At 70.0% G+C, this 22,421-nt stretch carries 20 protein-coding genes; 10 read left to right on the top strand and 10 right to left on the bottom strand.

Annotated elements, in window-relative coordinates:
- The first annotated feature begins 43 nt into the window (after window positions 1-43).
- The 6 genes from ASF39_RS10205 to ASF39_RS10180 all read left to right on the top strand — a co-directional run bounded on the left by ASF39_RS10205 (window position 44) and on the right by ASF39_RS10180 (window position 8,470).
- Window positions 44-1,084, top strand: a complete 1,041-nt coding sequence (locus tag ASF39_RS10205) for a PAS domain S-box protein (protein ID WP_056283339.1) — start codon at window positions 44-46, stop codon at window positions 1,082-1,084.
- A gap of 167 nt (window positions 1,085-1,251) precedes the next feature.
- The gene (locus tag ASF39_RS10200) at window positions 1,252-1,686 is read left to right on the top strand and encodes a SufE family protein (protein WP_056283336.1); all 435 of its coding nucleotides are present in this window, start codon (window positions 1,252-1,254) and stop codon (window positions 1,684-1,686) included.
- A 421-nt stretch (window positions 1,687-2,107) separates the two neighbouring features.
- Window positions 2,108-4,477 (top strand): EAL domain-containing protein, encoded by a 2,370-nt coding sequence (locus tag ASF39_RS10195; RefSeq protein ID WP_056283334.1) that lies wholly within the window; start codon window positions 2,108-2,110, stop codon window positions 4,475-4,477.
- Window positions 4,478-5,321: 844 nt separating this feature from the next.
- Window positions 5,322-6,380: a substrate-binding domain-containing protein gene (locus ASF39_RS10190; RefSeq protein ID WP_210168664.1), complete on the top strand. Its 1,059-nt coding sequence runs from the start codon at window positions 5,322-5,324 to the stop codon at window positions 6,378-6,380.
- Window positions 6,381-6,763: 383 nt separating this feature from the next.
- The gene (locus ASF39_RS10185) at window positions 6,764-7,231 is read left to right on the top strand and encodes a hypothetical protein (RefSeq protein ID WP_055886931.1); all 468 of its coding nucleotides are present in this window, start codon (window positions 6,764-6,766) and stop codon (window positions 7,229-7,231) included.
- A gap of 3 nt (window positions 7,232-7,234) precedes the next feature.
- Window positions 7,235-8,470: an HlyD family secretion protein gene (locus ASF39_RS10180; RefSeq protein ID WP_056283331.1), complete on the top strand. Its 1,236-nt coding sequence runs from the start codon at window positions 7,235-7,237 to the stop codon at window positions 8,468-8,470.
- 433 nt (window positions 8,471-8,903) lie between these two features.
- On the opposite strand, the gene ASF39_RS10175 is transcribed toward ASF39_RS10180, so the two are convergent.
- Window positions 8,904-11,792: a phosphoenolpyruvate carboxylase gene (locus tag ASF39_RS10175; RefSeq protein WP_056283329.1), complete on the bottom strand. Its 2,889-nt coding sequence runs from the start codon at window positions 11,790-11,792 to the stop codon at window positions 8,904-8,906.
- Window positions 11,793-12,022: 230 nt separating this feature from the next.
- Between ASF39_RS10175 and ASF39_RS10170 the strand changes: the two genes are divergently transcribed.
- The 3 genes from ASF39_RS10170 to ASF39_RS10160 are packed head-to-tail and all read left to right on the top strand — an operon-like array spanning window position 12,023 to window position 13,496.
- Window positions 12,023-12,313 carry a hypothetical protein gene (locus ASF39_RS10170; protein ID WP_055886925.1) on the top strand — a complete coding sequence of 97 codons (291 nt, stop codon included), beginning with the start codon at window positions 12,023-12,025 and terminating at the stop codon, window positions 12,311-12,313.
- Window positions 12,310-13,041: a hypothetical protein gene (locus ASF39_RS10165; RefSeq protein WP_244472343.1), complete on the top strand. Its 732-nt coding sequence runs from the start codon at window positions 12,310-12,312 to the stop codon at window positions 13,039-13,041. The genes ASF39_RS10170 and ASF39_RS10165 overlap by 4 nt, the downstream gene beginning before the upstream one ends.
- 14 nt (window positions 13,042-13,055) lie before the next feature.
- A complete protein-coding gene (locus ASF39_RS10160) occupies window positions 13,056-13,496 on the top strand; it encodes a cupin domain-containing protein (protein ID WP_056283326.1) in 441 nt (146 codons plus the stop codon).
- Here ASF39_RS10160 and ASF39_RS10155 read toward each other — a convergent pair.
- From ASF39_RS10155 to ASF39_RS10125, 7 genes are all read right to left on the bottom strand, one after another.
- Complete coding sequence (locus tag ASF39_RS10155) at window positions 13,438-14,355, bottom strand: EamA family transporter (protein ID WP_056283324.1); 918 nt, start codon at window positions 14,353-14,355, stop codon at window positions 13,438-13,440. The genes ASF39_RS10160 and ASF39_RS10155 overlap by 59 nt on opposite strands.
- A gap of 148 nt (window positions 14,356-14,503) precedes the next feature.
- A complete protein-coding gene (gene phbB / locus ASF39_RS10150) occupies window positions 14,504-15,232 on the bottom strand; it encodes an acetoacetyl-CoA reductase (RefSeq protein ID WP_055886917.1) in 729 nt (242 codons plus the stop codon).
- Between the two features lie 190 nt (window positions 15,233-15,422).
- Window positions 15,423-16,604 (bottom strand): acetyl-CoA C-acetyltransferase, encoded by a 1,182-nt coding sequence (locus ASF39_RS10145; protein WP_055886914.1) that lies wholly within the window; start codon window positions 16,602-16,604, stop codon window positions 15,423-15,425.
- Between the two features lie 324 nt (window positions 16,605-16,928).
- The gene (locus ASF39_RS10140) at window positions 16,929-17,393 is read right to left on the bottom strand and encodes a low molecular weight phosphatase family protein (RefSeq protein ID WP_055886911.1); all 465 of its coding nucleotides are present in this window, start codon (window positions 17,391-17,393) and stop codon (window positions 16,929-16,931) included.
- Window positions 17,394-17,537: 144 nt separating this feature from the next.
- Window positions 17,538-18,062 carry a UPF0262 family protein gene (locus tag ASF39_RS10135; RefSeq protein ID WP_244472342.1) on the bottom strand — a complete coding sequence of 175 codons (525 nt, stop codon included), beginning with the start codon at window positions 18,060-18,062 and terminating at the stop codon, window positions 17,538-17,540.
- Window positions 18,063-18,069: 7 nt separating this feature from the next.
- The gene (gene hisD / locus ASF39_RS10130) at window positions 18,070-19,365 is read right to left on the bottom strand and encodes a histidinol dehydrogenase (RefSeq protein ID WP_056283322.1); all 1,296 of its coding nucleotides are present in this window, start codon (window positions 19,363-19,365) and stop codon (window positions 18,070-18,072) included.
- A complete protein-coding gene (locus tag ASF39_RS10125; protein ID WP_055886906.1) occupies window positions 19,362-19,829 on the bottom strand; it encodes a DUF2948 family protein in 468 nt (155 codons plus the stop codon). Before ASF39_RS10125 ends, hisD begins: the two co-directional genes overlap by 4 nt.
- A gap of 265 nt (window positions 19,830-20,094) precedes the next feature.
- On the opposite strand from ASF39_RS10125, the gene ASF39_RS10120 reads away from it, so the two are divergent.
- The gene (locus ASF39_RS10120) at window positions 20,095-20,439 is read left to right on the top strand and encodes a hypothetical protein (RefSeq protein ID WP_244472341.1); all 345 of its coding nucleotides are present in this window, start codon (window positions 20,095-20,097) and stop codon (window positions 20,437-20,439) included.
- Window positions 20,440-20,481: 42 nt separating this feature from the next.
- On the opposite strand, the gene ASF39_RS10115 is transcribed toward ASF39_RS10120, so the two are convergent.
- A complete protein-coding gene (locus tag ASF39_RS10115) occupies window positions 20,482-21,360 on the bottom strand; it encodes an alpha/beta hydrolase (RefSeq protein WP_056283318.1) in 879 nt (292 codons plus the stop codon).
- 191 nt (window positions 21,361-21,551) lie between these two features.
- Entirely contained in the window at window positions 21,552-22,406 is an 855-nt protein-coding gene (dapD, locus tag ASF39_RS10110; protein WP_055886902.1) for a 2,3,4,5-tetrahydropyridine-2,6-dicarboxylate N-succinyltransferase, read from the bottom strand.
- Window positions 22,407-22,421 lie beyond the last annotated feature (15 nt).

Raw genomic sequence — 22,421 nt, 5'->3', positions numbered from 1 at the left:
TCTCTGAACACGGACGGCATGCGACGGGCGGATCGGATTGAGAATGAGTGCGGACACATCGGCGACCGGCATGGCCTCGGAGAGCCTTGTGGGTGACGCCTTCCGGCAATTCGCGAACGACGTGCCGTTGATGATGTGGCGCTCGGACACGGAGGGCCGTGCCGTCCATCACAACGAGAGCTGGCTACGGTTCACCGGGCGGTCCGCCGATGACGAGGCCGGGCACGGCTGGCGGCGCAACATCCACCCCGACGACGCGCCCGGCTTCCTCGCCCTCGTGGCAGAGGCCTTCACCCTGCGGGAATCGTTCACCGCCGAGTTCCGCCTGCGCCGCCACGACGGCGCCTATCGCTGGCTCCTCGACACCGCCCGGCCGATCGAGCACGACGGACATTTCGCCGGCTACCTCGGGACCTGCTTCGACATCACCGACCGCAAGAACGCCGAGGCGCATGCGGAGGCGGCCCTGGTCGAGAAGGAGACGCTTCTGGCGGAGGTCTACCACCGGGTGCGCAACAACCTGCAGGTGATGGTGAGCCTGATCGGCCTCTACGGCCGCGCCGCCCCGCCCGCCTGCCGCGGCAGCTTCGAGGCCCTCGGGCAGCGGGTGAGGGCGATCGCCCTGGTGCAGCAGCACCTGCACGAGGCCCCCCACATCGCCTCCATCGACCTGCGCGACTATCTCCACCGCCTCGCCTCCGGCCTCGGGCAGTTGCGGCGGGCCGGGCGCATCGGCGTCACCATCGACGGGACGGGCACCACGTTGGTGGAGCCGCGCACCGCCAACGCCCTGGGCATGATCGTGGCCGAAGTCGTGGCCGAATGCCTCGACACCACCGCCGATTCGGTGGCCTGCGCCATCACGATCCGCATCGATGCGGCGGCCGGCGCGCCGGTACGCCTCTCCATCGCCTCGCGCAACGGCGCGGGCGGGAGTGCGGCCGGAGCCGTGCCGAACCTGGGGCCACGGCTGATCGCCGCCTATGCCGCCCAGGCCGAGATCGCGGTGCGCGGTCCGGTCGGCCCGGACGAGCCGCTGGAGCTGCAATTGCCGGAGGTGCTTACCCGGATCGTGCCGGACTAGGCAGCTTTCGCAAAAGCGGCCATCGTGAACCTGCCGAGACGCCCCGGAGGGCCCTGAGGCGCCCGGCCTCATCGCAACGGGGTTCGCCTCGCCGACGATGCCGCCTATATGCGCCGGGACGCCGGCGCGACCGGCCCCGTTCCCGTCGACAATCGGTGTCGCCCGTCATGCTTCCCCCCATCGCGACCATCGTCGAGAATTTTGCCTTCATCGAGGATTGGGAAGAACGCTATCGCTACGTGATCGAGCTCGGCCGGGCGCTGCCGCCGGGCGGCGAGGATCTGCAGACCGAAGGCAACAAGGTCCACGGTTGCGCCAGCCAGGTCTGGCTCGACCTCGGGGTCGATCGTTCGGCCTCGCCACCCCGCCTGTCGGTGAGGGGCGACAGCGACGCCCACATCGTGCGTGGGCTCGTGGCCCTGATGGTGGCGCTGTTCGACGGCAAGACCCCGTCGGAGGCCGCCGCCACCGACGCCTTCGCGCTCTACACGGAACTGGGCTTGGCCGAGCACCTGACGCCGCAGCGCTCCAACGGCGTGCGCGCCATGGCCGACCGCATCCACCGCGACGCGGTCCGCCTCGCCGCCGCCGATGCCCGATGACGGCCCGCGCCGCGAAAATCGCCTGCCCGCCCTTGAAATGAACCGCGAGAGGCTTGCCGCCCCCGAGGAGGGCGTGCAGGTATTTGGCCCACGAGGTCTCGTCGGGCCGGATCGCGTTGCCTCGTCCCGCGCGGCGAGCGCGTCGCCGGCCCGATCACGGCCGGCCTCGCCCGGCCATGGCCATCGGCCGTGGCCTCCGCTCTTTGAAGTTGTATTGCAACCTTAGGGGTACGATACGGGTTTCGCGTGCGCGCCGGCCGGATCCGCGATCGGCTCCCCTGGCGAACGGCGGGTCGGCGGGCGGGCCTGTGCGTCCGCGGACGCGAACCGACGGTGGGCACGACGAGGCCTGGCGTCGCGAGTGGACGGTGCGTCAGAGCGCGGAACGGATGGAGTCGAGAGTGTGACGACAGCGTGGATCATGTCGATCCGGACAAAGATCTTTTTCGGCTGCATCAGCCTCACCCTGGTGACGATCTTCGTCGGGTTCCTCGCCCAGAACTCCCAGTCCAAGCTGAACGCCGCCGCACTCGGCATCTATGACAACGCCTTCCAGTCGATGAGCTACCTGCGCTCGGCGCAGGCGATCATCCTCGGCATCTCGCGCGAGATCGCGGTGGGCGGGACCAACACGGCGGTGTTCGTCGACCAACTGCAATCGACCCTCGACGCGCTGGACGTCGCCCGCGAACGGGCGATGTCCGAACGCGGGGCGGCCCTCGCCCGGCAACTCCAGGCCGCGGTGTCCGAGCTTCAGGCGACCTTGCGGGACTCCGGGGCATCGCCCGGGCGCCGCGACTTCGAGGCCATCGAGCGGACCTTCGACAGCGCGGTCGGGGTCTACGCCAGCGACGGCTTCCGGCTCCGGCAATCCGCCGAGGCCCTGGTGGCGGAGACCCGGCTGAAGACCTTCGTCGCCATGGCCGGGTCGATCGTGGCGGCCTTCCTCATCACCCTGCTGCTGAGCCGGGCGATCGTTCCCTCGATCCGCCAGGCGGTGGGGATCGCCACCGCCATCGCCGGGGGCAAGCTCGACAACCGCATCGACGGCGCCAGATCGGACGAAACCGGGCTGCTGCTCACCGCGCTCGCCACCATGCAGCGCAGCATCGCCGAGAAGATCGGCTTCATCGAAATGCTGATGGCCCAGCAGGCCTCGAGCCACGACGTCGAGATCGCCTCGCAGAACGCCCGGTTCGAGACCGCCCTCGACCACATGACCCTGGGCCTGCGCATGTACGACGGCGACGACCGGCTCCTGGTCCAGAACCGCCGCTTCTCCGAGATGTTCGACGGCGAGGACGTGCTGGCGAGTCTCGCGGCGGCGTTGCCCGAGCGCCGGGCCACCTCGCACCGGCCCGAGGCGGGGTCGGGCACGTATCATTGCCGGCTCGCGGACGGACGCACCATCGAGGTCTCGCAGGAGGCGATGGCCGGCGGCGGCCGCGTCGTCACCTACGACGACATCACCGAGCGCCAGCGCACCGAAGCCCGCCTGCACCGGATGGTCCGCCACGATGCCCTGACCGGGCTGCCCAACCGCATCCTGTTTCGCGAGCACCTCCAATCTGAGGTCGCCGCCGTTCGGCATCCCGCCCGGGTCTCGGTCCTGTGCCTCGACCTCGACCGCTTCAAGTCGGTGAACGACACCCTCGGCCATCCCGTCGGGGACGCGCTCCTGCGCGAGACCGCGACACGGCTCGTCGGGACCACCGGCGACGCCGGCATGGTGATCCGGCTCGGCGGCGACGAGTTCGCCGTCGTCCTGGGGGGCGATGCGCCGGGGGCGGACGCCGGCGCGCTGGCCGAACGGATCATCGCGACCCTGAGCCAGCCCGTCCATATCGAGGGCCACCACATCGCCATCGGCGTCAGCATCGGCATCGCCCAGACCGTGGACGGGAGCGAGACCCCCGACGAACTCCTCAAGAACGCCGACCTCGCCCTCTATGCCGCCAAGGGCGAGGGCCGCGGCACCTACCGGTTCTTCGCACCCGAGATGGAAGCCCGCGTGCAGGGCCGGCGCACGATGGAACTCGACCTGCGCGTCGCCATCGCGGACGGTCAGTTCCTGCTGCACTACCAGCCGCTGGTGAACGCGCGATCCGGCGCCGTGGTCGCCTTCGAGGCGCTGCTGCGCTGGCACCATCCCGAGCGGGGCGTGGTGCCGCCCGGCGACTTCATCCCCCTGGCGGAGGAGGCCGGACTGATCCCGGACATCGGCCGCTGGGTCCTCGAACAGGCCTGCCGCGACGCCGTCGCCTGGCCGGTGGGCGTCAAGGTCGCCGTCAACCTCTCGCCCCTGCAGTTCCAGTACCGCGATCTCGTCGCCGACGTCGAAGGCGCCCTGCGCCGGTCGGGACTGCCGCCGACGCGGCTCGATCTCGAGATCACCGAATCGTTGATGATGCAGGATTCCGACGCCACCCTGGCGACCCTCCACGCCCTGCGTGCCCTCGGGGTGCGCATCGCCATGGACGATTTCGGCACCGGATTCTCGTCGCTGAGCTACCTGCGCCGGTTTCCCTTCGACAAGATCAAGATCGACCGCAGCTTCATCCGCGACGTGGTCGAGAGCGAGGACGGCCTCGCCATCGTCAAGGCCGTCATCCGTCTGGGCCAGTCCCTGCGCATGGACGTGGTGGCCGAGGGCGTCGAGACGGTGGAGCAGAAGACCCTCCTCTGCCAGGCCGGATGCCAGGAGCTGCAAGGCTACCTCTTCAGCCGGCCGCAGCCGGTGAGCGAGGTCGCGGAGATCATTCGGACGATGTCGATGGTGGCGGCGGCCTGAGGCTGCCGGCCCCGCCCGCCTGTCCGCAGGACGTCCGGAGCGTCGGACCGGCTCGATCCGACCGGCGCGAGCGCAAGCGACACGTCGGGAGAATCGTCGCCGAGACCTGATCCGGTTTCCGCCCGATGCCAGCGGCAGCCGTATCACGGCGCCCGCGCCGCGCCTGAGGATGACCGCCATCCGCATGGCGAAGCCATCAAATGGCCTCCGTACGAGACGTCGCCCGCTCGATGGGGCCGGTGAAACGCGTCCCGTCGCCCTTGCGGGGAGGGGGAGGGGTCGGCGTGGTTCCGCCGGCCTCGGCAGCCGGGTCGACCAGGCATCCCCACCTCCCTGCCTCCTTCCCGCACCCAAGTCGGGCCCGACCGCCTCGGGCACTCGAGGGTGCGGCTCTCGGGCAAGCTCGAGAGCCGTGGAGGGGGGGACCCGTGGCAGCCGAAGTGAACAAGTGGAAAATACGATGGGTTGTTTTCCTGTTTTTGTCCGCTCTTGAATAGAAATCCGCTAATGGGTGTTAAATATTTTGTATAAAGCGGTGATAAAAGCAGAATATCGACGGAAATAGGCCGACATCGATCCATGAGATACTGGCGATGATCTGTCGGCCCGAATTTAAAGGCAGGCGCGTGGTCGCCCCCGCCTCGTCGATTAACCTTCCACCGCGAAGCGCAATCACGCTAGGCTATCGCCACAGGGCGGTTCGGTGCAGCCTGTCGCGGTTTTGGCACCGCCGATCGTCGCGACTCGGCCCCGTCGGTCGCGTGGCGGACGGCGTCAAGACCGGAGGGTCGGTGGATCCACCGGGCCGCTGCGACTGCGACGTCGCCCTCGGGGAAGGACGATGATGGCACGGCTCGGACTGGCGGCTGTTCTGTTCTGGCTTCATCTGGCCGGCGCCTTCGCCCAGCAGCCTCGCTTCAATCCGGACACCGATCCGAGCCGGATCCGGTGGAGCCGTATCGTCGACGAACTCGGGCCCGCGCCCGACGTGCGCGGCGAGCGGTTCGGCGTCATCCTGAAGACGCCCGCCAACGAGTACTGGCGCCTGATGGCCGCCGGCTATCGCCAGCGTGCCCTGGTCGACGGGGTGAAGCTCGATATCCAGGCCGCCCGCGACGAGACCGACCAGACGCGCCAGCTCGCGCTGATGCAGTCGATGATCGGCAACCGCTACAGGGCGCTGATGATCTCGCCGATCTCGACCTTCAACCTGCAGCCGGCCATCGACGAGGCGATCGCGGCCGGGGTGCCGGTGGTCGACGTGGACGGAGCGGTGGTCGACAGCGTCCGGCACTTCGTGGGGCCGATCAACCGCGACCTCGGCGTCGCAGTGGCCCGGTGGTTCATCGCGCACTATCCCAGGGGGGGCAAGGTCGCGGTCATCGAGGGTCAGCCCGGAGTCTTCTCCACCATCCATCGCTCGGCCGGGTTCCGCGATACCCTGGGGCAGGTGAAGACCTTCTCGGTGGTGGCGAGCGTCTCCGGGCAGTGGGACCGGCGCCTGGCGCTGGATGCGGCCGGCGCGATCATCGCGGGGACGCCCGACCTGATCGGGATCTATTGCAACAACGACACCATGGCGCTGGGCGTCGTGGAGGCCGTGAAGGCCGCGGGCGCGCTCGAGCGCATCCGCGTCTTCGGCACGGACGGTACCGCCATGGCCTATGCCTCCATCGCGGCCGGCGAGCTGACCGGGACGGTCGACATCTTCCCCACGATGATCGGCGAGATCGGCCTCGACGTCGCCAAGCGCCTCTCGGTCGGGGGCACCGTCCCGCGCGTCGTGGAAACGCCCCACATCCTCGTCACCCGCGAGAACATCGCCCGCTACGCCGGGCAGGAAGCGGAGCGCCGCAGGTTTCTCATGGAGGACGAGGATCGCCTGCTCCGATCGAAGCCGTGAATCCGGACAGGGGCCGACGCACCGCGACGCCCTACGACAAACTCGCTCGCAACCGTGCCTCAGCCGTCGCAATCGCCTTGTGGTGCCGATCGAGTCCAGACCCTCAGCGGTCCTCGTAACCGGACGGCCATCGCCCTTATGTCGGGCTGCGCGGCGCCTCGGATGCAACCGGCAATCCGGTCGGATGCTTATCGGCAGCTGACGGGAAAAATCCGCCGCCTTCGGAACACCAGCATCCAACGGCGGAAATCAATTATACGGGCGACAAATTCAATACCCGAGTGTATCTTGGCTCCTCCAGAGGGCGGTTCTGGCGTTTGATACGCCGTGGAACTATGCGAAGCCGCGTTTCGATTGCGTCACCATTTCTGTCGGGGGCCAACATGTCCGACGCGATTCATCCGGCTGCACCGCATCATTTGCCGATGTTCGTGCCAGCGGCAGATGGGACCGACGTGTTCATGTCGGTCATGGCCGTTGTCCTCGTCGTCGTGGTGATGGCAGCGGGGCTTCTGTTCCTGCGCCTGCACACCTTGCCCGAACGGATGGCCCACAAGAGCCACAAGCTGCAATTCGAGATCGTCGCCGTGCTGGGGCTGCTCGCCCTCTTCACGCATATCCATCTGTTCTGGGTGATGGGCCTCCTGCTCGCCCTGATCGACATCCCGAACTTCGGAGGAACGCTCAGCCGGATGGCGGGGGCGCTCGAACGGATCGCGGGTCTCCCTCCAGAAACGGGAGCTGCGGCGGTGTCAGAGGACATCGCGTCGGTCAGTGCTGGCGACGAAGACCTCCCGCCTGTCTCACGGCCCATCCCGAGGATCGTCCCGTCACGCACAACGAGGACCTGATCCATGCTTGAGATCTTGCTGTGCTCGGTGCTGACAATCCTGCCGGACTATCTTTTCCGACGCTTCGGCCAGGGCAAGCGGTTCGGCAGGGAGATCACGCTCTACTCGGTTTGGTTCGAGTTGAGGTGGGGTATCGTTTCATGCCTGATGCTTTCCGTGGGTCTGATCACGGTGATCTTTTATTATCACCCATCCACGAAAAGCGCGACCCTGTACTACAGGACCGTTCCCATCGTCTCGGAGACGAGCGGACGTGTAGCCGAGATCTACGTCAACAGCATCAGCGGCGAGGTCAAGCAGGGCGAACCCATCTTCCGCCTGGACAGCGCAACCCAGGAGGCGGCAGCCGAGGCGGCTCGGCGCAAGATCGCTGAGGTCGAGGCGGCCATGGTGGCGGCGCGATCCGAGATTGCGGCGTCCGAAGGCAAGGCTCAGGAGGCGAGGAGCGGCCTGCAGCAGGCCATCGACGAACTGGAAACAAAGCAGGAGCTGAACCGGCGAGGCGCTGGGATCGTCGCGTTTCGCGAGATCGAGCGGCTCCAGAACGTCGTGAACGGCCGGCGCGGCTCGGTCGCGGCGGCGACGGCGGCCAAGCAGACGGCCGAAGCACAGGTCAGCAGCCTTCTCCCCGCCCAGAAAGCCAGTGCGGAAGCTGCTCTCGCCCAAGCCGCCGTCGAGATCGCGAAGACCACCATCCGGGCCGGTGTCGGTGGACGCGTGGAGCAGTTCACCCTGCGGGTCGGCGATATCGTCAATCCGATCATGCGACCGGCAGGCGTGCTGATCCCCGACGGTGCAGGACGTAAAGCCATTACGGCGGGGTTCGGGCAGATCGAAGCTCAGGTGATGAAGGTCGGCATGCTGGCCGAGGTCACCTGTGTCTCGAAACCCTGGACCGTCATCCCCATGGTGGTAACGAGCGTGCAGGACTTCATCGCAGCCGGACAGTTTCGTGGCGGCGAGCAACTCGTCGATGCGCAACAGGTGGTTCGCCCCGGAACGATCACGGTGTTTCTCGAGCCGCTCTACACGGGCGGGCTCGAAGGCGTGACACCGGGAAGCAGCTGCATCGCCAATGCCTATACCAGCAACCACGATCTGATCGCGTCGGGCAAGCTCGGCACCACCAGGAGCTTGGTCCTCCATGCGGTCGATGCCACCGGTATCGTGCACGCCATGATCCTGCGGATCCAGGCGCTGATGCTACCCATCCAAACCCTCGTGCTGAGCGGACATTGACGCAGGAACGGACGGAAGCCGCCGGTCGGTCACCAACTGGTCGTCTGTTCTCCATCCGACCCGACCGGATACCTCTGTCGCATCGCGTGCCGGGAAGCGGACCTTCCGACCTTCTGCAACGGGTCGGAAGCGGGCCTTCCGCCGGTTGAGCTGATAGGGTTCCGATCCCAAGGGACGGGGTTTGAAAGACGAAGAGCGGCGTTCGAAGGCCATGGCGGACGACCTCGGGACGACGCCGAGGACGAAGGCCGTCATGGCAGCGACGACAACGGTCTTCATCACATGAAGCGCGGCTCCTCATGCAGTCCGGACCTCGGGGTCGGGTCCGTTCATCCTGCCTGAGCCCGTTACGGGAAGCCGCTGCTCTTCGTGACGTTTCGCCTCGCACGGGGCGCGAGGGATCAAAGCATGGCGGCCTTCCGGGGGCGACCGCTCACCCGAAGGCGCCGACCTCGTGCTGGATCATCCCGCTCAGTTCCCGCACCCGCGCGAAGGAGCGGCCGATGGGCGCGAACAGGGTGGTGTGCTCGGCCTCGTAGGTGCCGACGTCGCGCGGGCCGGCGGGCTCGCCGAAGTTGAGGCCCAGGGTCGGGTCCGGCGTCACGGGGAACACGTCCTCCAGGAGGGTGAGGCAGCCCTCCACGTCGAGGCGCAGGAAGCGCTCGATCAGCGCCTCGCGGGTGATGCCCGACTGCGGCCGGAAGCCGGGGATGTGGACGGCGAGGAACCAGATCCGGTGGATCAGGGCGAGGCGGATGGCGTGGAGCAGGGTCAGGCGCGGCGACATCTTGCCGAGGTCGGGGGCGGCGGTCTGCAGGCTCAGCCAGTCGCAGGTGAGGCGGCCGAACAGACGGCGCAGCTTCGGCGCCAGGTCGAGGCGGTCGAGGGCGGTGGCGATCACCACGAGTTCGTCGCGCCGCGCGTCGCGCTGCGTGCGCCGGGCCCGCTCCAGCCACACGGCCGGGTCGAGGGTGTCGATGTAGGCGCGCAGCACGTCGAGGTCGCTGACCGCGGCCGCGTGCTGGACCATGCGGAAGGCACGCGAGAAGCGCACCGAATCGCGGCGCATGTCGCGGAACAGGTCCGGCGCCCGGCCCGCGGCGCGGCCCATGCCGTGCAGCGAATTGGCGAGGAACCCGAGCTGGTGCAGGATCGCGTTGTTGGGGATCGCCCGCATCTGGCGCGGATGCGTGATCATGGCCGGCCCGCCGCCGTCGCTCTGGCGGGCCACCGGGCGCGAGCCGGTACGGTCGAGGAGGCTGGGGCCGAAGGTGCCCAGCAGCGCCGCGTAGCCGGTGTCGTCGACGAGGGTCTCCATGTCCTGGCGCACCACCGTGAAGAACTCGGTGGCGAAATCGGCCTCGGCGTAGATCGGGTCGTCGGTCTCGTCGGCGCCGTCGGGGGCATCGCTGAGGACGTAGTCGGCAAACGCGTCCTCGTCGGCGATGTCGAGGGCGAAGACGTGCTCGGCGATGCGCTCCACCGTGGCCTGCGCCAGCGGCGGGGTGCCGAACATCAGGTAGCCGTCCGACCCCTGGAAGCTCGATTCGAGGCGCACCCTGATGCCGTTGGCCCGGTTGCGCCGGCGCGCGTCCTCGGGGGCGAGATAGGCGAGGCGGTCGCGCAGGGAGCTCGGGTGTGCGCCCCGGCCGATCGATTCGCCGTGGGTGTCGAAGATCGCGAGCTCGATGCCGGAGAGATCGTTCTGCGCCATGAGTTCGGACAGGCGAAGCCGCAGCCGCTCGATCCAGAAGCTCGCGGCGAGCTGGCCGACGTAGCGGCCGGAATCGGAGTAGCCGAACTGCACCGTCAGCCGCCCGATGCGCTTGAGGTACTGGCGCCAATGGGGATTGCGCAGGGCGTCGTCGAGGACGCGGATGCCCTGTTCCAGTGCGCTCGCCGTTTCGAACAGCGGCGTGATCTCGACCTTGTCGGCGATCCCGTAGTGGCGGGCGAGCCAGAGGGCGGCGAGCAGGGTGTAGCCGGTCTCGGTCTCGGCGATGAGGAAGCGCACCGGGTGGGTGCCGTCGACGTGCTTGAGGATCTGGGTGATCGTCATCATCAGCCGGGCGGCCGAGGCGCGCTCGGCGGCCAGCGCCCCGAAGTCCACGTCGACCGGCTGCACGTCGTTGAGCAGCGCGTGGATGGTGGCGAGGTGCGACCGGCGCTGGGCGGCGTCGGTGGGCTCGCCCTCGAGGTCGATCACCCGGCGCACGGCGTTGTGGATCTGGCTGGCGTTGAGCCGGAAGTGGGGCAGGGCGTTCGAGAGCCCGTGCGCGGCGATGCCCGAGCGCAGCACCGCGATGGCGCGCCGGTCCGCGTCGCTCTCGGCCACGGTGACGGCGCCGGCGAGCCCCGCCAGGATCGGCCCGGCATCGGTCTGGGCGCGTTCGCGCTCGATGATGAGGGCGAGGGCGAAGCGGTGGACCGCCTCCAGGGTCGGCTTGGTGCCCAGCCGCGGCGCCACCGCGAGCTGGCGGTTGACGGCGGCCAGCGCGCCCTGGGCCAGGGTCCGTACCACCTTGGTGGCCGGCACGTCGGGCAGGTCGCGCATCAGCCGGTCGAGCTGCATGCGCTTGGATTCGATGCGGTAGCGCAGGGTGTCCCACCAGCCGATGTCGGTGCGCCCGTCGGTGTCGCAGCCGACCCAGCTCGCGATGGCGAAGGGCTTGGGCACGAGTTCGGTCCAGCGGTCGGGCCAGCGCGCCCGGGCGGCGTCGAGCAGCGCGCCGTTGAAGGCGTCCAGCGCCTCGCGGCCGTGGTTGGCGGCGATGCAGGCCTGCTCGAACTCGTCGTCGAGGCTGATCCTGGCGTCGGGTCGGGTCGAGAGGGCGGCGGCCTCGGCCACCAGGGGCCTGCGCGCGCCGGCATCGGGCTCGGAGGCGGCCCTGGCGATCAGGCCGGCCACGGCCTTGGGCATGCCGAAGGTGGGATGGGCCGTGAACACCACCGCGAAAGCGGTGCGGCCCACGAGGCCGCGCAGGGTCTCGAAATCGTTCGCGCCCCTGGGGACGGCGCCGACGATCCGGGCCGGCATGCCGGCATCCGAAGCGTGGCGGTCGAGCCCGACGTAGCCGCGCAGGCGGGCGGCGCGCTCGGCCAGGGACTGCTCGCGCAGGCGGGCGAACAACCCGTCGAGGTCGGCCTCGCCGATCTCGTCCCGGTCGAGCATCCGGGTGATCGCCAGGGTCACCGCCAGGACCGGGTTGCGGAAGGGATCGTCGCTGGCCTGCTCGCGGGAATCCTCGATGAGGGCGAGGAGGTCCCGCTCCAGCGCGTCGGGGGCGTGCGGGGCGGCTGGGCTGCGGTCGAGCATGCGCATCGAGAACCTTGGAAGAGAGCGTCGTCACCACGCATAGGGTGAGCGGGGCCGGAACGCGACGGGAACCATGGAACGGCGTCGGCGACATCCGTGTGGCGACCCCGGCGACGGCCCGACCCGAGGCCTGCGTGACGCAAGGACCGTTCCGCCGCGCGCCGGGCGGTCGGGTTCGGCCGCTTGCGGTTCCGTGCGTGCAACGGACGCTGTCCTGGGGTAACGCTGTCCCCGGCATGGAAACGGTTCTGATCCTCGTCGCCGTCGTGGCCCTTGCCATTTCCGGCGTGACGGTGGGGGCGATGGCGGCACGCTCTCGCCGCCCGCCCTTGCGCCTGCCGAACGAGCACAGGATCGAACAGGCCAGCGACGACGGGCTGATGGACGACATCGAAGCACCCCTGCCGAGCCCGATCGACCGGCGCAGCGGCGCCGTGCTCGACCTCGAGCCGATCGAGTCGCAGCTGCAGATCGCGGCCTCCCGGCGGGCCGAGGCGCCGCGACGCCGGGACGACGCCGAGCGATGATCGATCGGATACGGACGGCCGCCCTCGCGGTCCTCGTCGGGGGATTCGTGCTCGCTCGGCCGGCTCCGGTGCCGGCGCAGGATGGCGAGCCGGCGACACAGCCCGAGGCGCCCGGCCAGGATACGCCCGTGCCCAAGAAGCCGCGGCGCAAGCCGGCGGCGGCGAAGCCGGCTCCCGTGCCGGCCGAACCCGCGACGCCGATGGCGGCCCAGCCCATGCCGGAACCGGCGGCCCCGCCCAACCTCACGGTGCTGTGCGAAGGAAAATCCGCCCGCTACACGGCCGATACCGGCGCGGCGGTGTGGGTGACGCGCTCGGGCGTCGTCTCGGTGGACAACCCGCTGCGGCCGCTGACCCCGGACACGACGCGGGTGCTGCAGGTGGTGGTCGGCGACCGGGCGGCGACCGCCTACGGCCCCGATCTCGCCGCCCTGCGCCGGGGCGGCACGCCGGCCTCGCTGGAGGCGCGTCTGGGCGCCGCGATCCGCTGGGACGAGGTGCTGCCGCTCCTGCCGGATGCCTTCGTCGTCGTCTCCGAGGCCGGCGAGACGGTCGCCCGCCTGCCGTTCAAGGACTGCGCCGAGGCGCCCGCCGTGAAGGCCGATCCGGTCACGGCCAAGCCCGCGTCGAAATCCCCCCCGAAGCCGCGTCGGGCGAAGCCCGAGGGCGAAGCCACGGCACCCAAGGGCTTGCAGATCCCGCAAGGGGCGATCCCCGGCAATCCATAGGAGCGACCAAGGTCATGACGTCAACGCTCGCCGCCGCCGAGGTGATCGCCCGGCTCGGCCTCGCGCCGCATCCCGAGGGCGGCCATTACCGCGAGACGTTTCGCGATGCCGAGGCCGTGGGGGGACGCGCGGTGGGCAGCGCGATCTACTACCTGCTCGATGTCGGCGAGACCTCGGCCTGGCACCGGGTCGATGCCGCCGAGATCTGGTTCTGGCACGCGGGCGCGCCGATGGTGATCACGGTGAGCCCCAACGGCCATGACGCCGAGGCGCGCCACCTCGGTCCCGACCTCGCCCGCGGCCAGCATCCGCAGATCGTGGTGCCCAAGGGCCATTGGCAGACCGCGACGAGTCTCGGCGCCTGGACCCTGGTGAGCTGCACCGTCGCCCCGGCCTTCACCTTCGAGGGGTTCGAGATGGCCCCGCCGGACTGGCGCCCGACGCCGCGGGGGTGACGGCGGCCCGCGCCGCCACGACGGCGCCGGCGACGATGAGGAGGCAGGCGAGGCCCAGCGCCGGCGTCGCATCGGCATATCCGGTGGCCACGAGGATCAGCGTCGACAGGACCGGCGCGGCGTAGGAGCAGACGCCCAGAAGCCGGATGTCGCCCCGCTTCATGCCGACGTCCCACAGGTAGAAGGCTGCGCCCACGGGCCCGAGCCCGAGGGCGACGAGCGCCGCCCATTGTCCCGCACCCGCCGGCCACACCGTGCGCTCCAAGGCCAGGTGGCAGGCGAGGCTCAAGGCCGCGGTCGCGAGGCAGAACCCGGCCACCGCATCTGTGGGAACGGCCCCGAACCGGCGCGACAGCACCGAATATCCGGCCCAGACGAAGGCGCAGGCGAAGGAGGCGGCATAGCCCGGCAGGGCGCCGGCCGGAAACTGCAGGTCGCCCCGCCCGGCGAAAAGGGCGGCCACCCCCGAAAGCCCGAGGAGGGCGCCGACCACATGACCACGGCGCAGGCCCGCCTCGCCGGGCAGTCCGGACGAGAACAGGACGATGAGGAGCGGCCACAGGTAGTTGAGCAGCCCCGCCTCGGCCGGCGGGGCCAGCCGCAGGGCGGTAAAATAGAGGGCGTGATAGCCGAACAGGCCGCCGACCCCGAGCAGCCAGACCGGCCAGGGCTGCACCAGGGCCTTCAGCCCGGACGGCCGCACGAGCCAGCTTGCGCAACCGAGGAGCCCGCCGATGGCGAAGGTCATCGCCGCGAGCTGGAACGGGGGGACATCGCCCGATGCGGCCGTGAACAGGGCCAGCAGCGACCACAGCAGGATCGCACCCGAGCCGACGAGGGTGGCGGAGGCTAAGGTCATCCGTGGCCGACTACGCCGGCGCCCCGGAACAACGGCGCGGTGTCATCGACGATGCCGATGACCGCCGCGGTGGCGCCCTTGGTCGCCGCCTTCGATGTCCTGTCTCGTGTCAGGGTGCGAGGCGGCGCAGCCGCCCCGCACTGCGCGATCACGCGATGTACTGCGCGCCGTTGATGGTCAGGGTCGAGCCGGTGATGAAGCCCGAGTCCTCGGCGGCGAGGTATTCCACCGCGCGGGCGATCTCCTCGGCTTCGCCGAGACGGCCGACCGGGATCGTGGCGATGATCTTGTTGCGGATGTCCTCCGGCACCGCCATCACCATGTCGGTGGCGATGTAGCCCGGCGCGATCACGTTGACGGTGATGCCCTTGGAGGCGCTTTCCTGGGCGAGCGCCTTGGCGAAGCCGATGACGCCGGCCTTGGCGGCCGAGTAGTTGGTCTGGCCGGCCTGGCCCTTCTGGCCGTTGATCGACGAGATCAGGATGATGCGGCCGAACCCGCGCGTGCGCATGCCCTCGATGACGGGGCGGGTGCAGGTGAACATCGAGTCGAGGTTGGTCTTGATGACCGCCTGCCACTTGTCGAAGGTCATCTTGTGGAAGGCGCCGTCGCGGGTGATGCCGGCGTTGTTGACCAGCACGTCGATGGGGCCGACCTCGGCCTCCACCTGTTTGATGCCGGCCTCGCAGGCGGCGGCGTCGCCGACGTCGAACTTGAACACCGGGATGCCGGTCTCGGCCTTGAAGGCGGCGGCCGCCTCGTCGTTGCCGCCGTAGTTGGCGGCGACCTTGTAGCCCTTGGCCTTGAGGCCGTTCGAGATCGCGGCGCCGATGCCGCGCGTTCCACCCGTGACGAGGGCGACGCGTTCCTGAGCCATGATATCCTCCGATTGTTGTTTCTTGGCAGGTTTATGAAGTTGGCAGGCTGATGAAAGCCGGTGTCGCGTGGGGCTTTAGCGGGCGAGGCAGCCGTCACGCGACCCATTTAAATTTGCGGCGCCGTCAAGAATTCCCGAACCGGCGCCGCGACTTGGCGGGTGGCCTTGGCGGGTGGCCTTGGCGGGTGGCTCAGACCCGCTCGATGCACATGGCGACACCCATGCCGCCGCCGATGCAGAGGGTGGCGAGGCCCTTCTTGCCGTCGCGGCGCTTGAGCTCGTGCAGCAGGGTGACGAGGACGCGGGCGCCGGAGGCACCGATGGGGTGGCCGATGGCGATGGCGCCGCCGTTGACGTTCACCTTGTCGGTGTCCCAGCCCATGTCCTTGTTCACGGCGAGCGCCTGGGCGGCGAAGGCCTCGTTGGCCTCGATCAGGTCGAGGTCGGACGCCTTCCAGCCGGCCTTGTCGAGCGCCTTGCGGGAGGCGGGGATCGGGCCGGTGCCCATCACCTTGGGGTCGACGCCGGCGGTGGCCCAGGAGACGATGCGGGCCAGCGGCGTGATGCCCCGGCGCTCGGCTTCCGAGGCCGACATCAGCACGATGGCGGCCGCGCCGTCGTTGAGGCCAGACGCGTTGGCGGCGGTGACGGTGCCGTCCTTCGAGAAGGCCGGCTTCAGCTTGGCCATGGCCTCGACGGTGGCGCCGTCACGGATGTACTCGTCGGTGTCGACGATGGTGTCGCCCTTGCGGCCCGGCACCGTGACGGGGACGATCTCGTCCTTGAAGCGGCCTTCCTTGCGGGCGGCCTCGGCCTTGTTCTGCGAGGCCGTCGCGAACGCGTCCTGCTGCTCGCGGGTGAGCTGGAAGGCCTGGGCCACGTTCTCGGCGGTGGTGCCCATGTGGTAGCCGTTGAAGGCGTCCCACAGGCCGTCCTTGATCATGGTGTCGACGAGCTTGACGTCGCCCATCTTCTGGCCGCCGCGCAGGTACTGCGCGTGGGGGGAGAGCGACATCGACTCCTGGCCGCCGGCCACGATGACGGTGGCGTCGCCGTTGGCGATCTGCTGCATGCCGATGGCGACGGTGCGAAGCCCTGAGCCGCACACCTGGTTGAGGCCCCAGGCCGTGGCCTTCTCGGGGATGCCGGCCTTGATGGCGGCCTGGCGGGCCGGGTTCTGGCCCGCGCCGGCGGTGAGGACCTGGCCGAAGATGACCTCGTCCACGTCGTCGGGGGAGACGCCGGCCCGCTCCAGGGCCGCCTTGATCGCCACGGCGCCGAGGTCGTGGGCCGGGACCGTGTTGAAGGCCCCGCCGAACGAGCCGACGGCGGTGCGCGCCGCGCCGACGATGACGATGTCTTCTGCTGCCATGGTGCGTGTCTCCTCGATGCCTGTCGGCAATGCCTGGCCGCCGTCGAGGGCGTGCGCGCTTGTGCCGTCTCCTCGGATGAAAGGCCTCGACCTGTTGAAGTCAAGCGCCTGCACCGACCAGCAGTCGTCGTCGTCGACTCTTTTGTCGGTTCGCCACTGGTCCAGGCACGGCGGCACGTCCAGCGGGTGACGCATTCCTTCGATCGATCTTGCAACCGATCTTGGTCGAAGGCCGCTGGTATTATGAACACCTCACAGGACATCTCTGCAAAGCCATGGCTCGTTGCCACGAGGGTGTCGCCATCGCCCGTCGCGGGAGGGCCCTCATGGCTTCAGCCTCGTCTTGATCCGATAGATCAGCCCGTCGCGGACATCGCGATAGGCGTCGAGACGCTGGTCGCGCGAGGCTTCCTGCAGGATGGTCGGGTCGGGGGTCGGCCAGTATTCCACCTCGACGGCGTTGGTGCGGGTGAGCTCCAGCGCGGCGTGGTGGGCTTCGGGCGCCAGGGTGATGATGAGGTCGAAGTTCAGCCCCTCCCACTCCTCGAGCTGTTCGAGGGTGCGCGGCTTGTGGCGCGAGGCGTCGATGCCGATCTCGTCCAGCGCCGCCACCATGAACGGATCGGCCGGCTCGCCGGTGCGCACCCCGGCCGACTGCACGTAGGTCGACTTGCCGAAGTAGTGGCGGGCGATCGCCTCGGCGGCCAGCGAGCGCACAGCGTTGTAGTTGCACATGAACAGCACCGACTGCACGCGCTTCTTCTTGCCCGGGCCGCCCTCGTCCGCCATCCGCTGCCTTGCCTTGGGTCTCGATGGGGAGACCGGTCCTTGTGAGCCGACGACCCCGACGGTCGACGCGGGTGCAAAGCGCGACTGTGCGTCGCCACGCGCGTGGGCGAGGCCCTCGACCGTGTGCGGTCGAGGGCCTCGCCTTCAAGCCTTCCAGTGCAAGGCGAAGACCAGGGTGAACAGCCGGCGCGCGGTGTCGTGGTCGAGGTCGACCTTGCCTTCGAGGCGCTGGCGCAGCAGCTCGGAGGCCTCGTTGTGGAGGCCGCGCCGGCCCATGTCGATCGCCTCGATCTGGGTCGGCGAGGCGGTCTTGATGGCGTTGAAGTAGCTCTCGCAGATCATCTCGTAGTCGCGGATCACCCGCCGGAACGGGGTCAGCGACAGGAGGTGGGTCATCGCCGGGCCGCCGCTCTCGTGGCGGATCGCGAAGGAGAGCTTGTTCTCGACGAGGCCGAGGGTGAGGGCGAAGGGGCCCTCGCGTCCGGGAATCGAGAAGTGGTTGTCCTCCAGGATGTCGAAGATCGCGATGGCGCGCTCGTGCTCCTGGTCGGGGTTGCCTCGACCGATCGAATCCTCGTCGAGGGTCACCGACGCGAGGCGGTCGAGACCCTTGGTCTTGCGGTCACGGGCATCGTCGCGCTCTTGCGCCACCTTGGCTTCGTCCGACATGGCCGCCTCACAGGTTCAGACGGATGGCGACGGAGCGGGCATGGCCGTCGAGGCCCTCCGAGCGTCCGAGCGCGATGGCGGCGGGGCCCAGCGCCCGCAGGGCGGCGGCGTCGCAGCGCAGGATCGTGGTGCGCTTCATGAAGTCGAGGACGCCGAGGCCCGAGGAGAACCGCGCCGAGCGGGCGGTGGGCAGCACGTGGTTGGGGCCGCCGACATAATCGCCGATCGCCTCCGGGGTGTGGCTGCCGAGGAAGATCGCGCCCGCGTTGCGGATGCGGTCCGCCAGGGCCTCGGCGTCTTGCGTCTCGATCTCCAGGTGCTCGGGGGCGAGGCGGTCGACCAGCGGCACCGCCTCGTCAAAGTCGCGCACCACGAGGATGGCGCCGTAGTCGCGCCAGCTCGCCCGGGCGATCCCGGCGCGCGGCAGGGTGACGAGCGCGCGCTCCACCGCGTTCTCCACGGCATCGGCGAGGCCGGCGGAATCCGTGATCAGGATCGCCTGCGCCGCGACGTCGTGCTCGGCCTGGGCCAGCAGGTCGGCCGCGATCCAGTCCGGATTGGCGTGGGCATCGGCCAGGATCAGCACCTCGGAGGGGCCGGCGATCATGTCGATGCCGACCTGCCCGAACACCCGGCGCTTGGCGGCCGCGACCCAGGCGTTGCCGGGCCCCACGATCTTGGCCACGGGCGCGACGGTCGGGGTGCCGTAGGCCAGCGCCGCCACCGCCTGCGCGCCGCCGACTCGGTAGATCTCGTCGACGCCGGCCAGCCTGGCGGCGGCCAGCACCAGCGGGTTCATCTGCCCTTCGGGCATCGGCACCACCATGACCACGCGGGGCACCCCGGCGACGCGGGCGGGGATGGCGTTCATCAGGACGGAGGAGGGATAGCTCGCGGTGCCGCCGGGTACGTAGAGGCCGACCGATTCGAGGGCCGTCCAGCGCCAGCCCGACATCACCCCGAGTTCGTCGGTGGAGCGGTGGTCCTGCGGCACCTGGCGACGGTGGAAGGTCTCGATCCGCTCCGCCGCGAGGGCCAGGGCGTCGAGGGTCTCGGCCGGGCAGGCGGCGATCGCCGCATCGACCTCGGCGGGCGTGACGCGCAGGGAGGCGGCGGTGAACTCCTCGCCGCGCCGGTCGAAGCGGCGGGTGTAGTCGACGAGCGCGTCGTCGCCACTGGCCACCACGCCGGCGATGATGGCCCGCACGGTGTCGTCGACCTCCTCGGAGATCTCGCGCTTGACGCTGAGCAGGCGCCGGAACTCCTCGGCGAACCCGTCCTGGGACGAATCGAGGCGGATCATGGGGTGCGTCCTTCGATGGCGGCGCGGCCGGCCTCGGCCGCCTCGTGGTCGGGGCGCCCTTCCGCCTCCCAGACCGGGCCAAGGTCCTTCATCCGCACCTCGATGCATTCGACGTCGAGCCGGATCGCGGCGCCGCCGGCAAAGACCAGGGTCACGGTGCCGGAAGGCGCCTCGCCCGGTTCGAAGGTGACGGCGAGCAGGCTCAGGGTCGCGTCCGAATCCGCGCCCGGTACGATCCCGCGGCCGCGCACGCCCAACACCCGCTCGAAATGCACCCCCGTCAGCCGCCGGCGCGGCGCCTCGCCGGGCGCCGCCGACCAGTCGAACCGGCGCGCCACCAGCACGAAGCGATGCGCGCCCGCCAGATAGGCGAGGTCGCCCGAGCGCAGGATCGCATCCTGGAGGTGGGCCGAGACGACCGCGAGGTCCTCGGTGTCGAGGGCAGCGAGCTTGAGAAGCTCCATGGCGGGGGTGTCGCGCTCTTGCAAAAGTCGATGGGATTTTCGGGACGACGCGGGTGTACGGGACGAGGGGCCGCGCCGATGACGGCCATGGTAGGTAGCGAGGCCACCCGCCCACGGCAACCGTCATGGTTCGCCGGGGCGCGGGGGGCTGACCCCATGTGGTGCCGCCCGGCGGCCTCATCACGCGTTCATCTCGCCCGCGCTACCACCGTGACCGTCGACATACGGCGGCGAGACCCGCCGACGAGATCCGGAGACGACGACGGTGAAGCGCATCCTCCTGGCGGCCACGACGGCCCTGACCCTCGCCGGCGGCGTGAGCGCCCAGGCCCAGTACGGCGGGGGCTACGACGACGACCGGCCCCGCCGCTACGAAGAGCGGCGCTCCGACGAGGACCGCTACGAGCGCCGCCGTCCGCGCTACGAGGAGGATCGCTACGAGCGGCGCCGGTCGCGCTACGACGACGATCGGTTCGACCGGGCTCCGCGCGGCGGCGGCATCTGCGTCACCGCCCGCGGCAATTGCATGACGCGGCCGGCGCCGATCAATGCGCCCTGCGGCTGCGAGGTCCCGGGGTTCGGGTTCAAGCGCGGCGCCATCGGCGGCTGAGGCCGACGCGGTCCGGCGGAGAGGAGCTGCCCCGATCCCGCCTCACCCGATCCCGCGGATCGCCTCGGCGACCTCGCCGGCATATTCCTCGTGGGCGCTGAGCGCCCCCGGGACCGTCTCGCGGCTGACCCGGCCGGTGGCGATGAGGGCGTCCATCTCCGCGCCCGAGCGGCGCGGCGCCCGCTCGGGCCGCAGCACCAGCACCGGCGGCAGGCCGGGCCCCTCGAACAGCGACAGGAAGGCCTCGCGGCTCGCGCAGGGGTCGAGCCCGCCGGTGACGAAGGCGGCGGTGCCGAAGCGGGCGCCGATCTGCCGGGTGATGGCGTGCTTGTCGGCGATGACGCCGGGGGTGACGTGGTCCGGGTCGGCATAGACGTGGGCGCGCATCATCCGCCCGATCACCGGCCGGCTGATGTTGATGCGGTAGATCGCGTCGCCGACGAGGGGTACCTCGACGAGGCGGCGCAGGGCCTTGAACAGGCCGCGCCGCTCCTGGCCCATGGCGGTGGGCAGCGGCCCGCGCCAGGTCGGTCCGACCAGGACGATGCGCTTGAACAGGCCGGGATGCCGGCGGGCCGCCGCCATGAGGTAGGGGCCGGCATGGCCCGCCGCCACGGCGAGCGCGTAGGGGCCGGGCTTGGCCACGAACAACGCGTCGAGGAAGGCGTGCATCGTGCCCGGGTTCATGGGCAGCGGTACGCGGGCCTGGTTGCCGAACCCTGGCCAGTCGGGGATCAGGCAGCGGTAGTCGTGCCCGAGGTCGCGCGCCAGCGGCCACATCTCGGAGCGGGCCGAGATCGACGACAGGGCGGGCAGGAGCAGGGCGTCGGGGCCGCTGCCGACCACGTCGCAGGGCATCGACAGGGTGCGCCCGTCGATGGTCAGGCTGAAGCTGCGGGCGGAACGTGCCGGCTCGATCATGACCCCTCGGATGGCTGAGGCACCGGTCCGCGACGCGGCATTCGGTTGGCGGGATGAATGACGAAGCGATCGTCGACAGCGTCGGCGGACAGTCGCGAGGTCGGTCACGACGATTCCGTCGAAAGGGATCGCAGGCCCGTCCGCGATCCCCGGACAGTCCCGCGCCGAGGCGCGGGGCGGCCGGCGTCCCGTCAGGTCCGCAGGAGTTCGTTGATCGCGGTCTTGGCGCGGGTGCCCGCATCGACGCGCTTGACGATCACCGCGCAGTATAGCCCGGGGCCGGCCGAGCCGTCCGGGAGCTTCTTGCCGGGCATGGTGCCCGAGACGACCACCGAATAGGGCGGCACCCGGCCGTAGAAGACCTCGCCGGTGGTGCGGTCGACGATCTTCGTCGAGGCGCCGATGTAGACGCCCATGGAGAGCACGCTGCCCTCGCCGACGACGACGCCCTCGACCACCTCGGAGCGGGCGCCGATGAAGCAGTTGTCCTCGATGATGGTGGGGCTCGCCTGCATCGGCTCCAGGACGCCGCCGATGCCGACGCCGCCCGAGAGGTGGACGTGCTTGCCGATCTGCGCGCAGGAGCCGACGCTGGCCCAGGTGTCGACCATGGTGCCCTCGTCCACATAGGCGCCGAGGTTGACGAAGGAGGGCATCAGCACGACGCCGGACGCGATGTAGGCGCCGCGCCGGGCGATCGCCCCGGGCACCGCCCGCAGGCCGGCCTCGCGGAACTGCTTCTTCTTCCAGCCCTCGAACTTGGAGGGCACCTTGTCCCACCAGTTGGCGCCGTCGGGGCCGCCGTGGATGATCTCCATGTCGTTGAGGCGGAACGACAGCAGCACCGCCTTCTTGAGCCACTGGTTGACGTGCCATTCCTCGCCGGCCTTCTCGGCCACCCGCGCCTTGCCGGAATCGAGGAGTTCGAGGGCCGTCTCCACGGCGTCGCGCACGGCACCCTTGGTGCCCGCGTCGATCCCGGCCCGGTCCTCCCAGGCGGTCTCGATGGTGGCGGCGAGGTCGGCGTGGGCGCTGGGGGCGGACATGTCGGGATTTTCCGG

The organism is Methylobacterium sp. Leaf108 (assembly GCF_001423265.1).
Classification (GTDB): domain Bacteria; phylum Pseudomonadota; class Alphaproteobacteria; order Rhizobiales; family Beijerinckiaceae; genus Methylobacterium.
Note: the sequence above shows the minus strand (reverse complement) of the source record. Positions and strands in the feature narration are given on the sequence as shown.